Origin of the sequence: Streptomyces lavendofoliae, assembly GCF_014649735.1 — a bacterium.
Classification (GTDB): domain Bacteria; phylum Actinomycetota; class Actinomycetes; order Streptomycetales; family Streptomycetaceae; genus Streptomyces; species Streptomyces lavendofoliae.
This window is the reverse complement of record NZ_BMTP01000002.1, coordinates 320500-338480: the sequence shown is the minus strand read 5'-3', so window position 1 is coordinate 338480 and position 17981 is coordinate 320500. Positions and strand designations below refer to the sequence as shown.

General features: G+C 70.8%; 16 protein-coding genes. 11 read left to right on the top strand and 5 right to left on the bottom strand.

Translation table 11 applies throughout. The annotated features are described in order from the left end of the window. Positions 1–91 precede the first annotated feature (91 nt). Both IE109_RS04415 and IE109_RS04410 read left to right on the top strand, forming a co-directional pair. The gene (locus IE109_RS04415) at positions 92–1906 is read left to right on the top strand and encodes an AMP-binding protein (RefSeq protein ID WP_189549239.1); all 1815 of its coding nucleotides are present in this window, start codon (positions 92–94) and stop codon (positions 1904–1906) included. Then, the gene (locus IE109_RS04410; protein ID WP_189549237.1) at positions 1903–3507 is read left to right on the top strand and encodes an AMP-binding protein; all 1605 of its coding nucleotides are present in this window, start codon (positions 1903–1905) and stop codon (positions 3505–3507) included. Before IE109_RS04415 ends, IE109_RS04410 begins: the two co-directional genes overlap by 4 nt. Positions 3508–3610: 103 nt before the next feature. On the opposite strand, the gene IE109_RS04405 is transcribed toward IE109_RS04410, so the two are convergent. Continuing rightward, on the bottom strand, positions 3611–4399 hold the full coding sequence (locus IE109_RS04405; protein ID WP_189549235.1) for a hypothetical protein: 789 nt from the start codon (positions 4397–4399) through the stop codon (positions 3611–3613). Positions 4400–4596: 197 nt separating this feature from the next. On the opposite strand from IE109_RS04405, the gene gcl reads away from it, so the two are divergent. After that, a complete protein-coding gene (gene gcl, locus IE109_RS04400) occupies positions 4597–6381 on the top strand; it encodes a glyoxylate carboligase (RefSeq protein WP_189549233.1) in 1785 nt (594 codons plus the stop codon). A gap of 122 nt (positions 6382–6503) precedes the next feature. Here gcl and IE109_RS04395 read toward each other — a convergent pair whose 3' ends face one another. After that, positions 6504–7427: a peptidoglycan recognition protein family protein gene (locus IE109_RS04395; RefSeq protein ID WP_189549231.1), complete on the bottom strand. Its 924-nt coding sequence runs from the start codon at positions 7425–7427 to the stop codon at positions 6504–6506. A 117-nt stretch (positions 7428–7544) separates the two neighbouring features. Here IE109_RS04395 and IE109_RS04390 point away from each other — a divergent pair, with 117 nt between their 5' ends. Continuing rightward, positions 7545–7706: a hypothetical protein gene (locus IE109_RS04390; RefSeq protein WP_189549229.1), complete on the top strand. Its 162-nt coding sequence runs from the start codon at positions 7545–7547 to the stop codon at positions 7704–7706. 557 nt (positions 7707–8263) lie between these two features. On the opposite strand, the gene IE109_RS04385 is transcribed toward IE109_RS04390, so the two are convergent. The 3 genes from IE109_RS04385 to IE109_RS04375 all read right to left on the bottom strand — a co-directional run bounded on the left by IE109_RS04385 (position 8264) and on the right by IE109_RS04375 (position 11665). Then, on the bottom strand, positions 8264–9721 hold the full coding sequence (locus tag IE109_RS04385) for a catalase (RefSeq protein ID WP_189549227.1): 1458 nt from the start codon (positions 9719–9721) through the stop codon (positions 8264–8266). Positions 9722–9900: 179 nt separating this feature from the next. Further along, positions 9901–10791 (bottom strand): 2-hydroxy-3-oxopropionate reductase, encoded by an 891-nt coding sequence (locus IE109_RS04380; RefSeq protein WP_189549225.1) that lies wholly within the window; start codon positions 10789–10791, stop codon positions 9901–9903. A gap of 34 nt (positions 10792–10825) precedes the next feature. Then, positions 10826–11665, bottom strand: a complete 840-nt coding sequence (locus IE109_RS04375) for a TIM barrel protein (RefSeq protein WP_189549223.1) — start codon at positions 11663–11665, stop codon at positions 10826–10828. A 430-nt stretch (positions 11666–12095) separates the two neighbouring features. Between IE109_RS04375 and IE109_RS04370 the strand changes: the two genes are divergently transcribed. The 7 genes from IE109_RS04370 (at position 12096) to IE109_RS04340 (ending at position 17722) form a co-directional block, all read left to right on the top strand. Beyond that, positions 12096–12368 (top strand): YkoF family thiamine-binding protein, encoded by a 273-nt coding sequence (locus IE109_RS04370; RefSeq protein ID WP_189549221.1) that lies wholly within the window; start codon positions 12096–12098, stop codon positions 12366–12368. Then, a complete protein-coding gene (locus IE109_RS04365; RefSeq protein ID WP_189549219.1) occupies positions 12365–12742 on the top strand; it encodes a helix-turn-helix domain-containing protein in 378 nt (125 codons plus the stop codon). The genes IE109_RS04370 and IE109_RS04365 overlap by 4 nt, the downstream gene beginning before the upstream one ends. Before the next feature lie 152 nt (positions 12743–12894). Then, positions 12895–13440: a 2-oxo-4-hydroxy-4-carboxy-5-ureidoimidazoline decarboxylase gene (gene uraD, locus IE109_RS04360; protein WP_229890535.1), complete on the top strand. Its 546-nt coding sequence runs from the start codon at positions 12895–12897 to the stop codon at positions 13438–13440. Further along, entirely contained in the window at positions 13437–13841 is a 405-nt protein-coding gene (gene uraH, locus IE109_RS04355) for a hydroxyisourate hydrolase (RefSeq protein WP_189549215.1), read from the top strand. Before uraD ends, uraH begins: the two co-directional genes overlap by 4 nt. A gap of 7 nt (positions 13842–13848) precedes the next feature. Next, positions 13849–14772, top strand: coding sequence for a factor-independent urate hydroxylase (gene pucL, locus IE109_RS04350; protein WP_189549213.1), 924 nt, complete (start codon positions 13849–13851; stop codon positions 14770–14772). 70 nt (positions 14773–14842) lie between these two features. Further along, on the top strand, positions 14843–16243 hold the full coding sequence (locus IE109_RS04345) for a nucleobase:cation symporter-2 family protein (protein ID WP_189549211.1): 1401 nt from the start codon (positions 14843–14845) through the stop codon (positions 16241–16243). Positions 16244–16321: 78 nt separating this feature from the next. Then, the gene (locus tag IE109_RS04340) at positions 16322–17722 is read left to right on the top strand and encodes an 8-oxoguanine deaminase (protein WP_189549210.1); all 1401 of its coding nucleotides are present in this window, start codon (positions 16322–16324) and stop codon (positions 17720–17722) included. Positions 17723–17981: the final 259 nt, after the last annotated feature.

Below are 17981 nucleotides of genomic sequence, written 5' to 3'. Positions count from 1 at the left end.
TGCACCGCCCCTTCACCCCCGTTCGGGGGTAGTGAGACCTGGGTCACCGATTACACGATGTCGGCGACGGGTCGGGCAATGAGGAGGACGCATGGCGGAGAGCGGCGCGACACGGGAGTTCCGGGAGGCGCGGGACTTCCTGCTGCGGCACCGGCAGGACTACGAGGCGGCGTACGCCGGCTTCACCTGGCCCCGGCCCGCCCGGTTCAACTGGGCGCTGGACTGGTTCGACGTCATCGCCGAGGGCAACGACCGCACCGCGCTGCACATCGTGGAGGAGGACGGCACCGAGACCCGGGTCGGCTTCGCCGAGATGCGCACCCGCTCCGACCGGGTCGCCGGCCGGCTGCGCGGGCTGGGGGTCCGGCCCGGTGACCGGATCCTGGTGATGCTCGGCAACCAGGTCGAGCTGTGGGAGACCGCCCTCGCGGCGATGAAGCTGCGGGCGGTCGTCATCCCCGCCACGCCGCTGCTCGGCCCGGCCGACCTCGCCGACCGCGTCGAGCGCGGCCGGGCGCGCCACGTGATCGTACGGTCCGAGGACACCGGCAAGTTCGACGCCGTACCCGGCGACTACACGCGGATCGCCGTCGGGGCGCGCGTCCCGGACTGGGTCGCCTACGAGGCCGGGGCCGAGGCCGGCGACGACCACACGGCCGGCCATCCGGACGACCACACGGCCGGCCATCCGGACGACCACGCGGCCGGGGACCCGGCCGGGGGCCGGGCCGCCCACGCGCCCTTCGTCCCCGACGGCGACACCGCCGCCGACGACCCCCTCATGCTGTACTTCACCTCGGGCACCACCGCCCGCCCCAAGCTCGTCGAGCACACCCACAGCTCGTACCCCATCGGTCATTTGTCGACGATGTACTGGATCGGGCTCCGGCCCGGCGACGTGCACCTCAACATCTCCTCGCCCGGCTGGGCCAAGCACGCCTGGTCCAACCTGTTCGCGCCCTGGAACGCCGAGGCGACCGTCTTCGTCCACAACTACACGCGCTTCGACGCCACCCGCCTGATGGCCGAGATGGACCGGCACGGCGTCACGAGTTTCTGCGCCCCACCCACCGTGTGGCGCATGCTGATCCAGGCGGACCTGTCCGCGCTGCGCACCCCGCCGCGCGAGGTCGTCGCGGCCGGTGAACCGCTGAACCCCGAGGTCATCGAGACGGTCCGCCGCGCCTGGGGCGTCACGATCCGGGACGGCTTCGGGCAGACGGAGACGGCCGTCCAGGTCTCCAACAGTCCCGGCCAACTGCTGAAGGCGGGCTCCATGGGGCGGCCGAGCCCCGGCTTCCGCATCGAACTGCTGGACCCGGTGACCGGGAAGCCGGGCGCGGACGAGGGCGAGATCGCCGTCGACCTGTCCACCGCCCCGGTGGGGGTGATGGCCGGCTACCACGGTGACCCGGAGCGTACGGCCGAGGCGATGGCCGGCGGCTACTACCGCACCGGTGACATCGGCTCGCGCGACGCCGACGGGTACGTGACGTACGTGGGCCGCGGCGACGACGTGTTCAAGGCGTCCGACTACAAGATCTCGCCGTTCGAGCTGGAGAGCGCACTACTGGAGCACGCGGCGGTGGCGGAGGCGGCGGTGGTCCCGGCGCCCGACCCGGTGCGGCTCGCGGTGCCGAAGGCGTACGTCGTCCTCGCCGACGGCTGGGAGCCGGGCCCCGAGACGGCCGAGGCGCTGTTCGCGCACTCCCGCGCGGTCCTCGCGCCGTACAAGCGCATCCGTCGCATCGAGTTCGCGGAGTTGCCGAAGACCGTGTCGGGGAAGATCCGCCGGATCGAGCTCCGCGAGCGTACGGCGGCGGGCTCGGCGGCCGAGTACACCGAGGGGCACCACGGGGACCGGGCGGACCGGGCGGACCGGGCGGACCGGGGGGACTCCGCATGAGCGCCGGGACGTCCTACGCGCACGGCACGAGCGACACGCCCCTGCTCGGCGACACCATCGGGGCGAACCTGGCGCGGGCGGTGGAGCGGTTCCCCGGCCGGGAGGCGCTGGTCGACGTCCCGTCGGGGCGGCGCTGGACGTACGCCGAGTTCGGCGCGGCCGTCGACCGGCTGGCGCGGGCACTCATGGCGGCGGGCACCGGCAGGGGCGACCGGGTCGGGATCTGGGCGGTGAACTGCCCGGAGTGGGTGCTCACGCAGTACGCCACCGCCCGGATCGGCGCGATCATGGTGAACATCAACCCGGCGTACCGGGCGCACGAGCTGGCGTACGTGCTGAACCAGGCGGGGGTGTCCCTGCTGATCGCGTCCCTTGCCCACAGGACGAGCGACTACCGGGACCTGGTGGACCGGGTGCGCGCCGACTGCCCACGGCTGCGGGCGGTGCACTACATCGGCGACCCGTCGTGGGACGAGCTGCTGGCGGGGACGGTCCCGGACGGCGAACTCGCCGCGCGGGAGGCGGAGCTGTCGTGCGACGACCCCATCAACATCCAGTACACCTCCGGCACCACCGGCTTCCCCAAGGGTGCCACCCTCACCCACCACAACATCCTCAACAACGGGTTCTTCGTGGGGGAGATGCTCGGCTACACCGAGCGCGACCGGATCTGCCTGCCCGTCCCCTTCTACCACTGCTTCGGCATGGTCATGGGGAACCTGGCCGCCACCTCCCACGGGGCGTGCGCGGTGATCCCCGCCCCCTCCTTCGACCCCGCCGCCACCCTGCGCGCCGTGCAGCGGGAGCGGTGCACCTCCCTGTACGGCGTGCCCACGATGTTCATCGCCGAGCTGAACCTGCCGGACTTCGCCGCGTACGACCTCTCCTCGCTGCGCACCGGCATCATGGCGGGCTCGCCCTGCCCGGTGGAGGTGATGAAACGGGTGGTGGCCGAGATGCACATGGCGGAGGTGTCCATTTGCTACGGCATGACGGAGACGTCCCCGGTCTCCACCCAGACCCGGCGCGACGACGACCTGGAGCGGCGCACCGGCACGGTGGGGCGGGTCATGCCGCACGTCGAGGTGAAGGTCGTCGACCCGGCCACCGGTACGACCCTGCCGCGCGGCGAGACGGGCGAGCTGCGCACGCGCGGCTACAGCGTGATGCTCGGCTACTGGGACGAGCCGGAGAGGACGGCCGAGGCGATCGACGCGGGCCGCTGGATGCACACGGGTGACCTCGCGGTGATGCGGGAGGACGGGTACGTCCGGATCGTCGGCCGGATCAAGGACATGATCATCAGGGGCGGTGAGAACGTCTACCCGCGCGAGATCGAGGAGTTCCTGCACGCCCACCCGAAGATCGCCGATGTGCAGGTCGTCGGGGTCCCGGACGAGCGGTACGGGGAGGAGGTCCTCGCCTGCGTGATCCCCCGCGACCCGGCCGACCCGCCGACCCTCGACGACATCACGGCCTTCTGCCGCGAACGGCTCGCGCACTACAAGGTCCCGCGCCGGCTGGAGGTCCTCGACGCCTTTCCGATGACGGTCAGCGGCAAGGTGCGAAAGGTCGAGCTCCGCCGCGTCCACGGCGGCTAGCGGAGCCCCCGCCGTCGCCCGGCCCGCTCGCGCCGGGCCGGCCCATCGCCCCGCCGGGCCGGTCCGGGCCGGCCCGGCAACCCGTGATGACGCGGTCCGGCGGTCAGGCGCCCCGGGCGACGAGTTCGTCCGCGGCGCCGTTGACCGGCTGCGGGGTGCCGGTGAGGTCCATGACGAACAGCGGCAGCCGCAGCCGGTCGGCACGGGCGCGGGCCCGGTCCTCGTACCCCGCCAGCGAGAACGACACGCTGGTCGCCGACGCGGCCAGGCCCGTCAGCCAGAGGCACTCGACGGCGCGCAGGGACGTGGGCCGGGTGGTCGGGTCCACCTGGGCGACCAGGCCGGCGCCGCGCAGGTCGACCCCCGAGCCGGAATCGGCGCCGGAGTGGTCCTCGGGCTGGACGACGTCCCGGAAGCCCAGCCACCGGAGGTACAGCGCGGCGGTGGTGACCGCGTCCCGAGCGGTGCGGATCGTCACCGGCCGGAAGGAGGGCCGGGGCACCGCCGCGGTGCGGGGCAGCGGTATGTGCGCGGGCACCGTCGACACCCCGGTCGTGGAGGCCGTGGCCGCGGGCGGCGGGCCCTGGGGATCGTTTCCGGCCGCGGGGGAGGGCTGCTGCGGTACGGCGGTCACCGGCCGCACCGGGACGCGCAGCACCGTGCCGCACGGACAGCCCAGCTCGGGCTGCGGCCACTGGTCCTGGCGCCCGCACTCCGCGCACCGCACGGTGACCCACTCGTCGGTCCAGGCGCGGTGGATGACCGGCTCGGCGGGGGCGCCCCTGAGCAGGGGCGGGACGACGGGGGCGCCGCAGGGGCACGGGTAGACGGGTGGCGCGTAGCCGTGGGTCCGGCGGCAGGCCGGGCAGCGTACCGGGACGTTCTCTCCCACGTATGACCCCCTTCGTTCCGTCACCCATCGTCCACCAACGGCGACGTCTTGGGGAGGGACTTCGGCCATCCCTTGACTGCGTCTCTCCCACACCCTAGATTGCTTCCGTATAGCAGAACTACACTTCCGCATTACGGAATCGAAGCTCTCAGGTGGCGCGACAGAGCCGAATCCGCTGGCCGAAGCAGGAGCACCCAATGCCTCGTATGACCGCCGCCCGAGCGGCAGTTGAGATCCTCAAGCGCGAAGGCGTCACCAACGCGTTCGGTGTGCCGGGCGCGGCGATCAACCCCTTCTACAAGGCCCTCAAGGAGGGTGGCGGGATCGACCACACCCTCGCCCGGCACGTCGAGGGCGCCTCGCACATGGCCGAGGGCTACACCCGCACCAGCCCCGGCAACATCGGCGTCTGCATCGGAACGTCCGGCCCCGCCGGCACCGACATGATCACCGGCCTGTACTCGGCCATCGGCGACTCGATCCCGATCCTGTGCATCACCGGCCAGGCACCGACCTCCGTGATCCACAAAGAGGACTTCCAGGCCGTCGACATCGCGTCGATCGCCAAGCCGGTCACCAAGGCCGCGACGACCGTCCTTGAGGCCGCGCAGGTCCCCGGCGTCTTCCAGCAGGCCTTCCACCTGATGCGCTCCGGCCGCCCCGGCCCGGTCCTCATCGACCTGCCGATCGACGTCCAGCTCACCGAGATCGAGTTCGACCCCGACACGTACGAGCCGCTGCCGGTCTACAAGCCGGCCGCGACCCGCGCGCAGATCGAGAAGGCGATCTCCTACCTCCTGGAGTCGCAGCGCCCGGTCATCGTCGCCGGCGGCGGCGTCATCAGCGCCGACGCCTCCGACCTGCTGGTCGAGTTCGCCGAGATCACCAACACCCCGGTCATCCCGACCCTCATGGGCTGGGGCACCCTGCCCGACGACCACGCGCTGAACGCCGGCATGGTCGGCGTCCAGACCTCGCACCGCTACGGCAACGCGAACTTCCTGGAGTCGGACTTCGTCCTCGGCATCGGCAACCGCTGGGCCAACCGCCACACGGGTTACAAGCTCGACGTCTACACCAAGGGCCGCACGTTCGTCCACGTCGACATCGAGCCCACCCAGATCGGCAAGATCTTCGCTCCCGACTACGGCATCGCGTCGGACGCCAAGGCCGCCCTGGGGCTGTTCGTCGAGGTCGCCAAGGAGCTGAAGGCGGCCGGCAGGCTGCCCGACCGTGCGGAGTGGGTCGCCTCCACGCAGGAGCGCAAGGCCACCCTCCAGCGGCGTACGCACTTCGACAACGTGCCGCTGAAGCCGCAGCGCGTCTACGAGGAGATGAACAAGGCCTTCGGCCCGGAGACGCGCTACGTCACCACCATCGGCCTCTCCCAGATCGCCGGCGCGCAGATGCTGCACGTCTACAAGCCGCGCCACTGGATCAACTGCGGCCAGGCCGGCCCGCTCGGCTGGACCATCCCGGCCGCGCTCGGTGTCGCCACCGCCGACCCGGAGGCCCAGGTCGTCGCGCTGTCGGGCGACTACGACTTCCAGTTCATGATCGAGGAGCTGGCGGTCGGCGCGCAGCACCGCATTCCGTACGTCCACGTCCTGGTGAACAACGCCTACCTGGGCCTGATCCGCCAGGCGCAGATCAACCTGGACATCAACTTCCAGGTCAACCTGGAGTTCGAGAACCAGAACTCGCCCGAGCTCGGGGTCTACGGCGTGGACCACGTCAAGGTCGCCGAGGGCCTGGGCTGCAAGGCCATCCGGGTCACCGAGCCGGACCAGCTGCTGCCCGCCTTCGAGGAGGCCAAGAAGCTGGCCGCCGAGTACCGCGTCCCGGTCGTCGTCGAGGCGATCCTGGAGCGGGTCACCAACATCTCCATGAGCAAGACCATGGACATCAGCGACATCTCCGAGTTCGAGGAACTCGCCACCGAGCCGGGCCACGCCCCCACGGCGATCCGCCCGCTCGTCTGACGCCCGCCCGCCCGGTGTCCGCTCGTCCGGTGACGGGCGGACGTCCGGCGCGTGCCGTGGACACGACCCCCTTCCCCGCAGCCCGGCCGCGGGGGAGGGGGCCGTCCTCGTGCGTGCCGGGCTCAGGCCGACCAGCGCAGGGCGCGCAGCACCCGCCAGGTGACGGAGGCGGCGCGATCGGCCAGGATCTCCACCCGTAACACCTCGTTGGTGTCCAGGACGCCGTTGCGGGTCACCGCGACGTTCAGCACCCCGTTCGCGCCGATCGTGCCGCAGTCGATGGGCAGGTCGTGCGAACGGTGCTTGGTGGTGAGGTGGTAGTCCTGGAAACGCATGGTGACGCGGGTGCCGGCCTGGCCCTTGACCGTGGCGTACGCGGTCGCGGAGTAGGCGCACGGCCCCTGGAGCAGCGCGGCGTCGTTCGCCATGGCCAACTGCTTGTACTTGCCCGCTTCGAGGACGGGCCCGCCCTCCTGGGTCTCGTTGATGACGGTCGGCATGGGGTCCTCCTGTGACTGGCCGCTCGCCCGGGCCACGATCCCCGGGAAGACGACGTTCTTGAACTGACGCACCCGGGCGTCGCCGGGGCAGGCCGTCCCGCCGCTGGACCAGGCCGCGTGCAGCCGGTGGTAGCCGTAACCGGGGTCGGACGCGGTGCGGCACATTCGCAGCGGTATGCCGTGCCGCTGGTGCAGCCACACCCCGAGCCGGATCAGCTGCTCGACCTGACGGTCGGTCCAGGGGTCGGTGTGCTGAAGGTTGGACGCCGTCTCGACGGACACCGCCCCGGTGCCGTCCGGGCGGCGGTTGGCCTGGTAGTTGGCGTCGGCGCGGGTCTCGGTGCCGATGTACTGCCCGAGGTCGCCGTCGTACCCCAGGCCGAAGTGGCTTTCCAGGTTCGAGGAGTCGCGCCAGTACTCGTACATCCGGCGCGCGGTCCAGGGAGCGGCGATGCTGTGCAGGATGAACTGGGTGGGCCGGATCGCCGCCTGGGCGTCCGACTCGGGCTGCAACTCCATGCGCGTCGCAGCGGGGTACCACGCCATGGCCCCCCTTTCCGGAGCTCTCACAGACACGTGGGGTGAACGTCCAGTGGGGTGATACCCACCGTGCGTAACCGGCACCCATGCGCGCAACTCCCGAATCCTGGGTACCCGTCCCCTATGGCAGACGTAGTGGACGCGGACGAACTGCTCCGCCGTATCCGGGTCACCCGCGACTGGGTGCACGGGCAGGAGCAGCAGGCACCGGACGAGATGACGGCGGCGGCGTACGAGGCGGTGAGGAGGGCTTTGGACAAGCTGATCGACCCTTCCTCCGGCTAGCCGGACGACCCGCGGGCGGCCCCGTCCGGGCGCTGTTCCGGGCGGGGCCGATCGGTCCGCAGCACGCAGCAGCCAGCAGCGCGGGTAAGGACGTGTCCCACGGTAGGGCCCACCACTGACAACGCCGGTCCCGGCCGCCGGGCCCGCCGGGGGCCGGGAGCGCCACGGTCGGCCCGTGCTCCCGGGCCCGTCCGCCCGGTGCGCGCCGGCACATGGAAGAGCGCGGAGTCGGGGGACCGTAAACCCCGACTCCGCGCTCTGGCTCTTCACTTGTCGTGCTCTTGCAGCCGTCCGACGGTGCGAGGCCGGTGAGACAGGACGTTCGCACCGCCGGACGGGAGTCCGGGGGGAGAGGGACCGCGGCGGTGGCGACGGAGATCCGGCTTGCCCTTCCTTCAGGTCAAGAAGGGGGCCGGAGGTCCTTACCACCGCACTGGCACGCGCACCGCCGCGGTCCTCACCTTGTCCGTACCGCCGGCCACCCCTCATCCGGGCCCGCGGTGCGGACTGCGTACGGCTGCCGACCTCCCGTCGGGAGCCGTACGCGGTCGGGGCGCTCAGTCCTCGCGCAGGGCGTGGACGGCTTCCTCGACGCGCTTGCCGTAGTCCGGGTCGGCGGCGTGGAAGTGAGCGAGGTTCTTCTCGATGACGTCCTCGCGGGAGACCTGGGACAGGCCGCCGGCGATGTTCGCCACGAGGCGGGACTTCTCCTCCTCCGACATCAGGCGGTACAGCTCGCCCGCCTGGAAGAAGTCGTCGTCCTTGACGTGCAGGGGGGCCACGTGGGTGCCCGTGTAGCCGGCGACGGCCAGCGGGGCGGAGAGGGCGGCGTCGGTCTGCGCCGGACCGGAGTACGAGTTGGGCTCGTAGTTCTTGTCGTGGCGCGAGCCGTTGCGGGTGGCCATGAGGCCGTCGCGGCCGTAGTTGTCGGCCACGGTCGCCTTCGGGGCGTTCACCGGCAGCTGGGTGTGGTTGACGCCCAGGCGGTAGCGGTGGGCGTCCGCGTAGGCGAAGAGGCGGCCCTGGAGCATCTTGTCCGGGGAGGGGCCGATGCCGGGCACGAAGTTGTTCGGCGAGAACGCGGCCTGCTCGACCTCGGCGAAGACGTTGTCCGGGTTGCGGTCGAGGACCAGGCGGCCCACGCGCTGGAGCGGGTAGTCGGCGTGCGGCCACACCTTGGTGAGGTCGAACGGGTTGAAGCGGTAGTCCGCCGCCTCGTGCGCCGGCATGATCTGCGCGTACAGGGTCCAGGAGGGGTTCACACCGCGCTCGATGGCCTGGAGCAGGTCGGTCTGGTGCGAGTTGGCGTCCTTGCCGACGACCTCGGCGGCCTGCTCGGACGACAGGCAGCGGATGCCCTGGTTCGTCTTGAAGTGGTACTTGACGAAGAAGGCCTCGCCCTGCGCGTTCGTCCACTGGTAGGTGTGCGAGCCGTAGCCGTTCATGTGGCGGTACGAGGCGGGGATGCCGCGGTCGCCCATCAGCCAGGTGATCTGGTGCGTGGCCTCGGGGGCGTGCGCCCAGAAGTCCCAGACGTTGTCCGGCTCCTGCTTGCCGGTGAACGGGTCGCGCTTCTGCGAGTGGATGAAGTCGGGGAACTTGATCGGGTCCTTGATGAAGAACACCGGGGTGTTGTTGCCGACGAGGTCGTAGTTGCCCTCCTCGGTGTAGAACTTCACCGCGAAGCCGCGCGGGTCGCGGACCGCGTCCGCGCCGCCGAGGGAGTCGGCCACGGTGGAGAAGCGGAGGAACAGGTCCGTGCGCTTGCCGACCTCGCCCAGGAAGGCCGCCTTGGTGTAGGCGGTGACGTCGTCGGTGACCTCGAAGTAGCCGTACGCACCGGAACCACGGGCGTGCACCACACGCTCCGGAATGCGCTCACGGTTGAAGCGGGCGAGCTTCTCCAGCAGGTGCTGGTCCTGGAGGAGGAGCGGGCCACCGACGCCGGCGGTGGCGGAGTTCTGGTTGTCGGCGACGGGGGCGCCGGACTCGGTCGTAAGCACGCGCTTCGACATCGTGACCTTCCGATACGTACGGGGCTGCTGGCGGTGCGAGGAGCGTAAGGACGCCTCCGAGCTCACGTCAACAGTTTGTTGAAAGTGAAGAAGGGGTGTTCCGGGCGGCGCCGCCGCCTGGGCGCGACAGGACAGGTGTCAGCGACGACGCCGCCCGGAGCTCTGGGGAGCCGGAAGGCTCAGACCTGCGAGCCGGAGAGGCGCTCGACGGCGCGCAGCAGGGCGGAGTGGTCCAGACCGCCGTCACCCTGCGCGCGCAGGGAGGCGACCAGCTGGGCCACCACGGCGCCGACCGGCAGCGCGGCACCCACGTTGCGGGCGGCGTCGGTCACGATGCCCATGTCCTTGTGGTGCAGGTCGATGCGGAAGCCGGGGGCGAAGTCCCGCTTGAGGAAGTTGTCCTTCTTGCGGGTCAGGACGGTCGAGCCGGCCAGGCCGCCGTTGAGGACGTCCAGCGCGGCCGTGAGGTCCACGCCGGACTTCTCCAGGAAGACCACGGCCTCGGCGCACGCCTGGATGTTGACCGCGACGATCAGCTGGTTGGCGGCCTTCACCGTCTGGCCGGAACCGTGCGGACCGCACAGGACGATGGTCTTGCCGAGCGCCTCGAGGATCGGCAGCGCCGCGTCGAAGTCGGCCTGCTCGCCGCCCACCATGATCGACAGTACGGCCTCGATGGCACCGGCCTCGCCGCCGGACACCGGGGCGTCCAGCACGCGGACGCCCTTGTCGGCCGCGGCCTTCGCCAGGTCGACGGAGGTCTGCGGGGTGATGGAGGACATGTCGATCAGCAGGGCGCCCCGCCTGGCGTTCTCGAGGATGCCCTCCGGGCCGTACGCGATGGCCTCGACCTGCGGGGACGCGGGGACCATGGTGATGATCACGTCCGCGTCGGCGACCGCCTCGGCGATCGACTTCGCGGCCGTGCCGCCGGCCTTCGCCAGCCGGTCCAGCTTGTCCTGCTCCAGCGTGTAGCCGGTGACGGAGTAACCGGCCTTCAGCAGGTTCTCGGACATGGGCGAACCCATGATGCCGAGGCCGATCCACGCGACCTTGGGGAGCGTGCTCATGAGGGTACCTCTCTCAAAGCTGTTGTACGTAAGGTCAGTTGGCCGCGCGCTGCGGCCGGGGAAGCCACTCGAAGCTCTCCGCGCTCGGGCGGTCGCCGGCCTTGTACTCCAGGCCGACCCAGCCCTCGTAACCGGCCTTCCTCAGGCGGTCGAGCAGGCCGGCGAGGTCGAGGTCCCCGGTGCCCGGCGCGCCACGGCCCGGGTTGTCGGCGATCTGGACGTGACCGGTCCTGTCGGTGTACTTCTCGATGACCTCGTGGAGGTCCTCGCCGTTCATCGACAGGTGGTACAGGTCCAGCAGGAACTTGGCGTTGCCGAGGCCCGTGGCCGCGTTGACCTTGTCGACGACCTCGATCGCGGCCGGGGCGCTCACCAGCGGGTAGCGCGGGGACTCCGGCTTGTTGAGGGCCTCGATCAGGAGGATGGCCCCGATCCGGTCGGCCGCGCGGGCCGCCAGGACCAGGTTCTCCAGGGCGAGCTCGTCCTGGGCGGCAGGGTCGACGCCGTCGACGCGGTTGCCGTACAGGGCGTTGAGCGCCTTGCAGCCGACGGAGGCGGCGAAGTCCGCGGCCACGTCGATGTTGGCGCGGAAGCGGTCCGACTCCTCGCCGGGGACGGACAGGGCGCCGCGGTCGGGGCCGGGCAGCTGCCCGGCGTAGAAGTTCAGGCCGACCAGCTGGGTGCCGGCGTCGTCCAGAGCCTTCTTGAGGGCGTCGAGTTCGCTCCGGTCTGGCGTCGGTGTCTCGATCCAGGGCCACCACAGCTCGACCGCGGTGAAGCCGGCCGCGGCGGCGGCCGCCGGGCGCTCCAGGAGCGGGAGTTCGGTGAAGAGGATCGACAGGTTCACATTGAAGCGCTGGTCCGGGTATCCCATGAGGGGTTCGGCGCTCCTTCCGTATTGCGGAAGTTCATTTCTGCTTAACGGAAGATTGCCTGGCGTGGGGGAGGGCTGTCAAGAGCGCCGCTCGAAAAAGGCACCTTCCGGGCGATGCCCCGAAACGGGCCCGCGCCGCTTGTACGCCGCTACAGCGGGGCCGCCGCCCGCACCCCTGTGACCAGCGCCTTCGCGATCGCCGTACACCGGTCCGGCCGGCGGGTCCGGTACGGCGGCACGCCGGTTCCGGTGCCGCCGTGCACCGGTTCCGCCGTACGTCCGCACCCCGCGCCCGTACGCCCCCGGAGCGTCCCCCGCCGCGCCGACCGCCGCCGCCGCGCCACCGAGCGGGCCCGGACCGGGCGCCCGCCCCGGCCATGCCGGGTGCCGGCCGTCGCGCGGCCCGGCCGGCATTGCTTACCGTGGGGGCATGCAGCGACTGAGAGTGGAGTTCACGACGGAACCCTTCGATCTCGACGAGGCGCCCGCCCACGCGGTGGTCGCCCGCGAGGTCATCCAGGCGGCCGAGTTGGACGCCGTGGACGTGGGTCCGTTCGGCAACACGGCCGAAGGCGGCGCGGACGCGGTGCTCACCGCGGTCGACGCCCTCCTCCGCCGGGCCCTGGGCGCGGGAGCCACCCGGGTGTCGTTGCAGGTCAACGTGATCGGCGCGTCCGGGCAGGGCCGGGAGGGCGAGAAGTGACCGAGCCGGGAGATCACCCTCTGGTCACCGCGGTGAAGCCGCTGGTGGACGCCATGGGCGCCACGCTGCTGGCCCCCGAACAGGCCGAGGCCGACGACGTCGTCCTCGCCTGGGAGGGCCAGGACGTCCTCGCCGTCCGGCTGCCGCAGCTCGCCGACTCGCTGGACCACATCCTTGCCGCCTTGGAGCGCCGCCACGGCAGGCCGCTGTCGGAGCTGGACCGCAAGACCAAGCAGGCGGTCGTCCGTACGCTGGAGGCGCGGGGCGCGTTCTCCGTACGCCATGGCGTGGAGACGGTCGCGGGCGCTCTCGGGGTCAGCCGCTTCACCGTGTACAACTACCTGAACAGGGAAAACGCCGCGAAGGGTGAGTAGCTGACCGCAGCGCGCAGTCGGCCGCCGTCCGTATGCCGGGACGGCGGCCTTTGTGTCACCGAAGTTTCAACAAAGTGTTGACGGGGCGTTGCGTCAGGGCGTTAGCTATCCGCAGCCCGTCCAAGCACAGGAAAACAGCCACGGAGGCTCCCGTGACTTCGAGTACACAGCGTCTTTCGGGGGAGGACCCCGAATCCCCCACGGGCCTCACCCGGTTCAACACCTCCGCGGAGGGCGACGCGCTCGCCGCCCTGCGTGAGGTGTGCGCCAGCTCGGCGTGGGGGAGCAAGCTGCTCGCCCAGCGCCCGTACGCCACCACCGAGGCCCTCCTTCTCGCCAGCGACGCCGCCACGGCCGAGCTGACCGCGGGGGACCTGGCCGAGGCCATGGCGGGGCACCCGCCGATCGGCCGCCCGAAGCCCGGCGACCCGACCTCCTCCCGCGAACAGAGCGGGATGGCCGGGGCCTCCGAGGACCTCAAGGCCGAGATGCTCGAACTGAACCTGGCCTACCAGGAGAAGTTCGGGCACGTCTTCCTCATCTGCGCCACCGGCCGGACCGGCGAGCAGATGCGCGACGCGGTCCGCACGCGGATCGGGAACTCGCCCGAGCAGGAGCGGGAGATCGTCCGCACCGAACTGGGCAAGATCAACCGCATCCGGCTGACCCGTCTCGTAGAGGAAGAGAGCGCCGCATGAGCACCGACACCACCGCTTCGGTGTCCACGCACATCCTGGACACCAGCATCGGCCGCCCCGCCGAGGGCGTCGCCGTCTCCCTGTCGGCCCGCAGCGGGTCCGCGGCGGGATGGGCGGAACTCGGCGCCTCGGCGACCGACGCGGACGGGCGCTGCAAGGACCTGCCGGCCCTGCCGGAAGGCACCACCCACGTACGCCTCGACTTCGAGACCGAGGCGTATTTCACGCGTTCGAACAAGACAGTGAAGCAAGCCGAGGCGCAGCAGGACGCCCCCCGCGTAAGGGACAGCGGCGCGTTCTTCCCGGAGGTGGCGATCACGTTCGCCGTCGTACCGGGCGAGCACTACCACGTACCGCTGCTGCTCAACCCGTTCGGCTACTCCGTTTACCGAGGGAGCTAGCAGACACATGCCCACGATTCTCGGCCAGAACCAGTACGGCAAAGCAGAGAACCGCGTCGTCAAGATCACGCGGGACGGCGACACCCACCACATCAAGGACCTGAACGTCTCGGTCGCCCTCTCCGGCGACATGGACGACGTCCACTACTCCGGCTCGAACGCCAACGTCCTGCCGACCGACACCACCAAGAACACGGTGTACGCGTTCGCCAAGGAGTACGGCATCGAGTCCGCCGAGCAGTTCGGCATCCACCTCGCCCGTCACTTCGTGACGTCGCAGGAGCCGATCCACCGGGCGCGCATCCGCATCGAGGAGTACGCCTGGGAGCGCATCGAGACCTCCGACGCCAACTCGAAGTTCATCGGCGCCGACGAGGTCAAGCACTCCTTCGTCCGCAAGGGCCAGGAGACCCGCGTCACGGAGATCACCTACGACGGTGAGAACTGGCAGGTCATCTCCGGTCTGAAGGACCTGGTCGTGATGAACTCCACCAACTCGGAGTTCTGGGGGTACGTGAAGGACAAGTACACCACCCTCCAGGAGGCGTACGACCGCATCCTCGCCACCCAGGTCTCCGGCCGCTGGCGGTTCAACTGGACCGACGACGAGCAGCGGATGCCCAACTGGGAGAAGTCCTACGAGCAGGTCAGGAAGCACATGCTCCAGGCCTTCGCCGAGACCTACTCCCTCTCGCTGCAGCAGACGCTGTACCAGATGGGCTCGCGCATCATCAACAACCGGTCGGAGATCGACGAGGTGCGCTTCTCTCTGCCGAACAAGCACCACTTCCTGGTCGACCTCGAGCCGTTCGGGCTGAAGAACGACAACGAGGTCTACTTCGCGGCGGACCGCCCCTACGGCCTCATCGAGGCCACCATCCTCCGGGACGGTGTGGAGCCGCAGATCCCGGTCGACATGACCAACCTCTGATTGCCAGGCCGATGACCGCCCCGCCCGCCCTCACGGAGGGCGGGGCGGCACCGGACCGGAGGGACCAGCAATGGCACAGCCCGCACCGGGGCCCGCACCAGAAGGCCCGTGTTCCACCCCACCGGAGAAGATCCCCTGTCACCCGGTGGACGAAAAGCTCCCCTTCTCGCGGCTCGTCCCCGCCGCGCTCCAGCACATCGCCGCCATGTACGCGGGCGTCGTCACCCCTCCGCTCATCATCGGCCAGGCCGCCGGCCTGGACACCGCCGGGATGACCCGGCTGATCGCGGCGAGCCTGCTCATCGCCGGCCTCGCCACCATCCTCCAGACCGTCGGCGTCGCGGACTTCGCCGGGAACCGGCTCCCGTTCGTCAACGCCGCGTCCTCCGCCGGCATCGCGCCCATGCTCGCCATCGCCGAGACCAGCGCCCCGGGCCGGCAACTCCCCGCCATCTACGGCGCCGTGATGGTCGCCGGGGTGTTCTGCCTGGTGGTCGGCCCCTTCTTCGGCCGGCTCCTGCGCTTCTTCCCGCCGCTCGTCACCGGAGTCGTCATCACCCTCATCGGGGTGACCCTGATGCCCGTACCGGTGAGCTGGGCGCAGGGCGGGGACGAACACGCCGCCGACTTCGGCGCCACGAGACACCTGGCGCTCGCCGCCTTCACCCTCGTCGTCATCCTGCTCTTCCAGCGCTTCGGCCGGGGATTCGTCAAGCAGATCGCCCTGCTGCTCGGCCTGTTCACCGGTACCCTCGCCGCGATCCCCTTCGGCATGGCGGACTTCACCGCCCTGAAGGAGGCGCCCGTCGCGGCCCTGCCCGCGCCCTTCGCCTTCGGCGCCCCCGAGTTCCAGCCCGCCGCGATCCTGTCGCTGTGCATCGTGATGCTGGTGCTGATGACCGAGTCCAGTGCCGGAATGCTCGCCCTCGGCGAGATCTGCGAACGCCGCACCGACGGCAGGACCATCACACGGGGCCTGCGCACGGACGGAGTCGCCACCCTGATCGGCCCCGTCTTCGGCGGCTTCCCCACCTCGGCCTTCGCACAGAACGTCGGCGTCGTCTCCCTCACCCGGGTGCGCAGCCGCTACGTCGTCGCCGTCGCCGGCGGCGCGCTCCTGGTCCTCGGGATCTTCCCGGTGCTCGGCGCGGTCGTCTCGCTCGTCCCCATGCCCGTCCTGGGGGGCGCCGGAATCGTCCTGTTCGGCTCGATCGCGGTCAGCGGCATCCGTACGCTGTCCGAGGCCGGGCTCGACGACAGCTCCAACATCATCCTGGTGGCCGTCGCCCTGGGAGCGGGCATCATCCCGCTCGCCGCCCCCACCTTCTACGCCCAGTTCCCGGCCTGGGCGCAGACCGTCCTCGGCTCCGGGATCAGCGCGGGAGCGCTGGTCGCGGTCCTGCTCAACCTGTTCTTCCACCACCTCGGCACCCGGAGCCGTCACCAGGCCCCGGCACTCAAATCCTCCTAGGGTCCTGCCGTGCCCTCCCCGGGACTTCCCGTCCGGGGGAACCCCCAGCCACCGCCACTGACAGAAGAAGGAAGCACCATGGCACCTTCGGCAGCCCAGAGCGCGCCCCAGCGCATCGTGATCGAGAACTGCGCGATCGCGACCGTCGACGCCCACGACACCGAGTACGCCTCGGGTCACCTGGTCATCGCGGACAACAGGATCGAGTCGATCGGAGCGGGCAAGGCCCCGGAGGGTCTGACGGGCGTCGTACGGCGCATCGACGGCACCGGCCACCTCGTCACCCCGGGCCTGATCAACACGCACCACCACTTCTACCAGTGGATCACCCGGGGTCTGGCCACCGACCACAACCTGTTCAACTGGCTGGTCGCCCTCTACCCGACGTGGGCGCGCATCGACGAGCAGATGGGGTACGCGGCCGCCCAGGGCTCCCTGGGCATGATGGCCCGCGGCGGCGTCACCACCGCCATGGACCACCACTACGTCTACCCGAAGGACTCCGGCGACCTGTCCGGCGCCATCATCAAGGCCGCTTCCGAGATGGGCGTCCGCTTCACCCTCGCCCGCGGTTCCATGGACCGCAGCGAGAAGGACGGCGGCCTGCCGCCGGACTTCGCCGTCGAGACCCTCGAAGGGGCCCTCGCCGCCACCGAGGAGACCGTCAAGAAGCACCACGACGCCTCCTTCGACGCCATGACGCAGGTCGCCGTCGCGCCCTGCTCACCGTTCTCCGTCTCCACCGAGCTGCTCAAGCAGGGTGCCGAGCTGGCCCGTCGCCTCGGCGTGCGCCTGCACACCCACGGCTCGGAGACCGTCGAGGAGGAGCAGTTCTGCAAGGAACTGTTCGGCATGGGCCCCACCGACTACTTCGAGTCCACCGGCTGGCTCGGCGAGGACGTGTGGATGGCGCACTGCGTCCACATGAACGACTCCGACATCGAGGCCTTCGCCCGGACGAAGACCGGCGTGGCGCACTGCCCGTCGTCCAACGCCCGCCTCGCCGCCGGCATCGCCCGCGTACCCGACATGCTCAAGGCCGGTGTACCGGTGGGCCTCGGCGTCGACGGCACCGCCTCCAACGAGTCCGGTGAACTCCACACCGAACTGCGCAACGCGCTGCTGATCAACCGCCTCAACCCGGTGCACCGCGAGGCCGCCCTGAACGCCCGCCAGGCCCTGCGCCTGGGGACGTACGGCGGCGCCCAGGTCCTGGGCCGCGCCTCGCAGATCGGCTCCCTGGAGGCGGGCAAGCTCGCCGACCTCGTGCTGTGGAAGCTGGACACGCTCGCCCACGCCTCCATCGCCGACCCGGTGACCGCGCTGGTCTTCGGCGCGGCGGCGCCGGTCACCGCGTCGTTCGTCAACGGCAGGCAGATCGTCGCGGACAACCGTCTGCTGACGGTCGACGAGGACGCCATCGCGCGCTCCACCCGGGACGAGGCCCAGCGCCTCGCCCGTATCGCCGCCCGGGGCTGACCTCCGGCGACGCACATCGCCGCCCGGGGCTGACCCCCCGGTGGCGCACATCGCCGCCCGCGCCTGACGCGGGTGGGCGATCCACGAAGTCCGGTCGAGGGGGACGGCCCTCGACCGGTCGCCGCGGACCCGAGCGGGGCCCGCGGCAGCCGGACCGGGGGGTGCCGTACCGCAAGGAGGTACGCACCCCCCGGAACGGTGAAGGGTGTCGGGATACGACGGCACACCCCCCCGGGCGCAACACCTGCACCACCTCCAT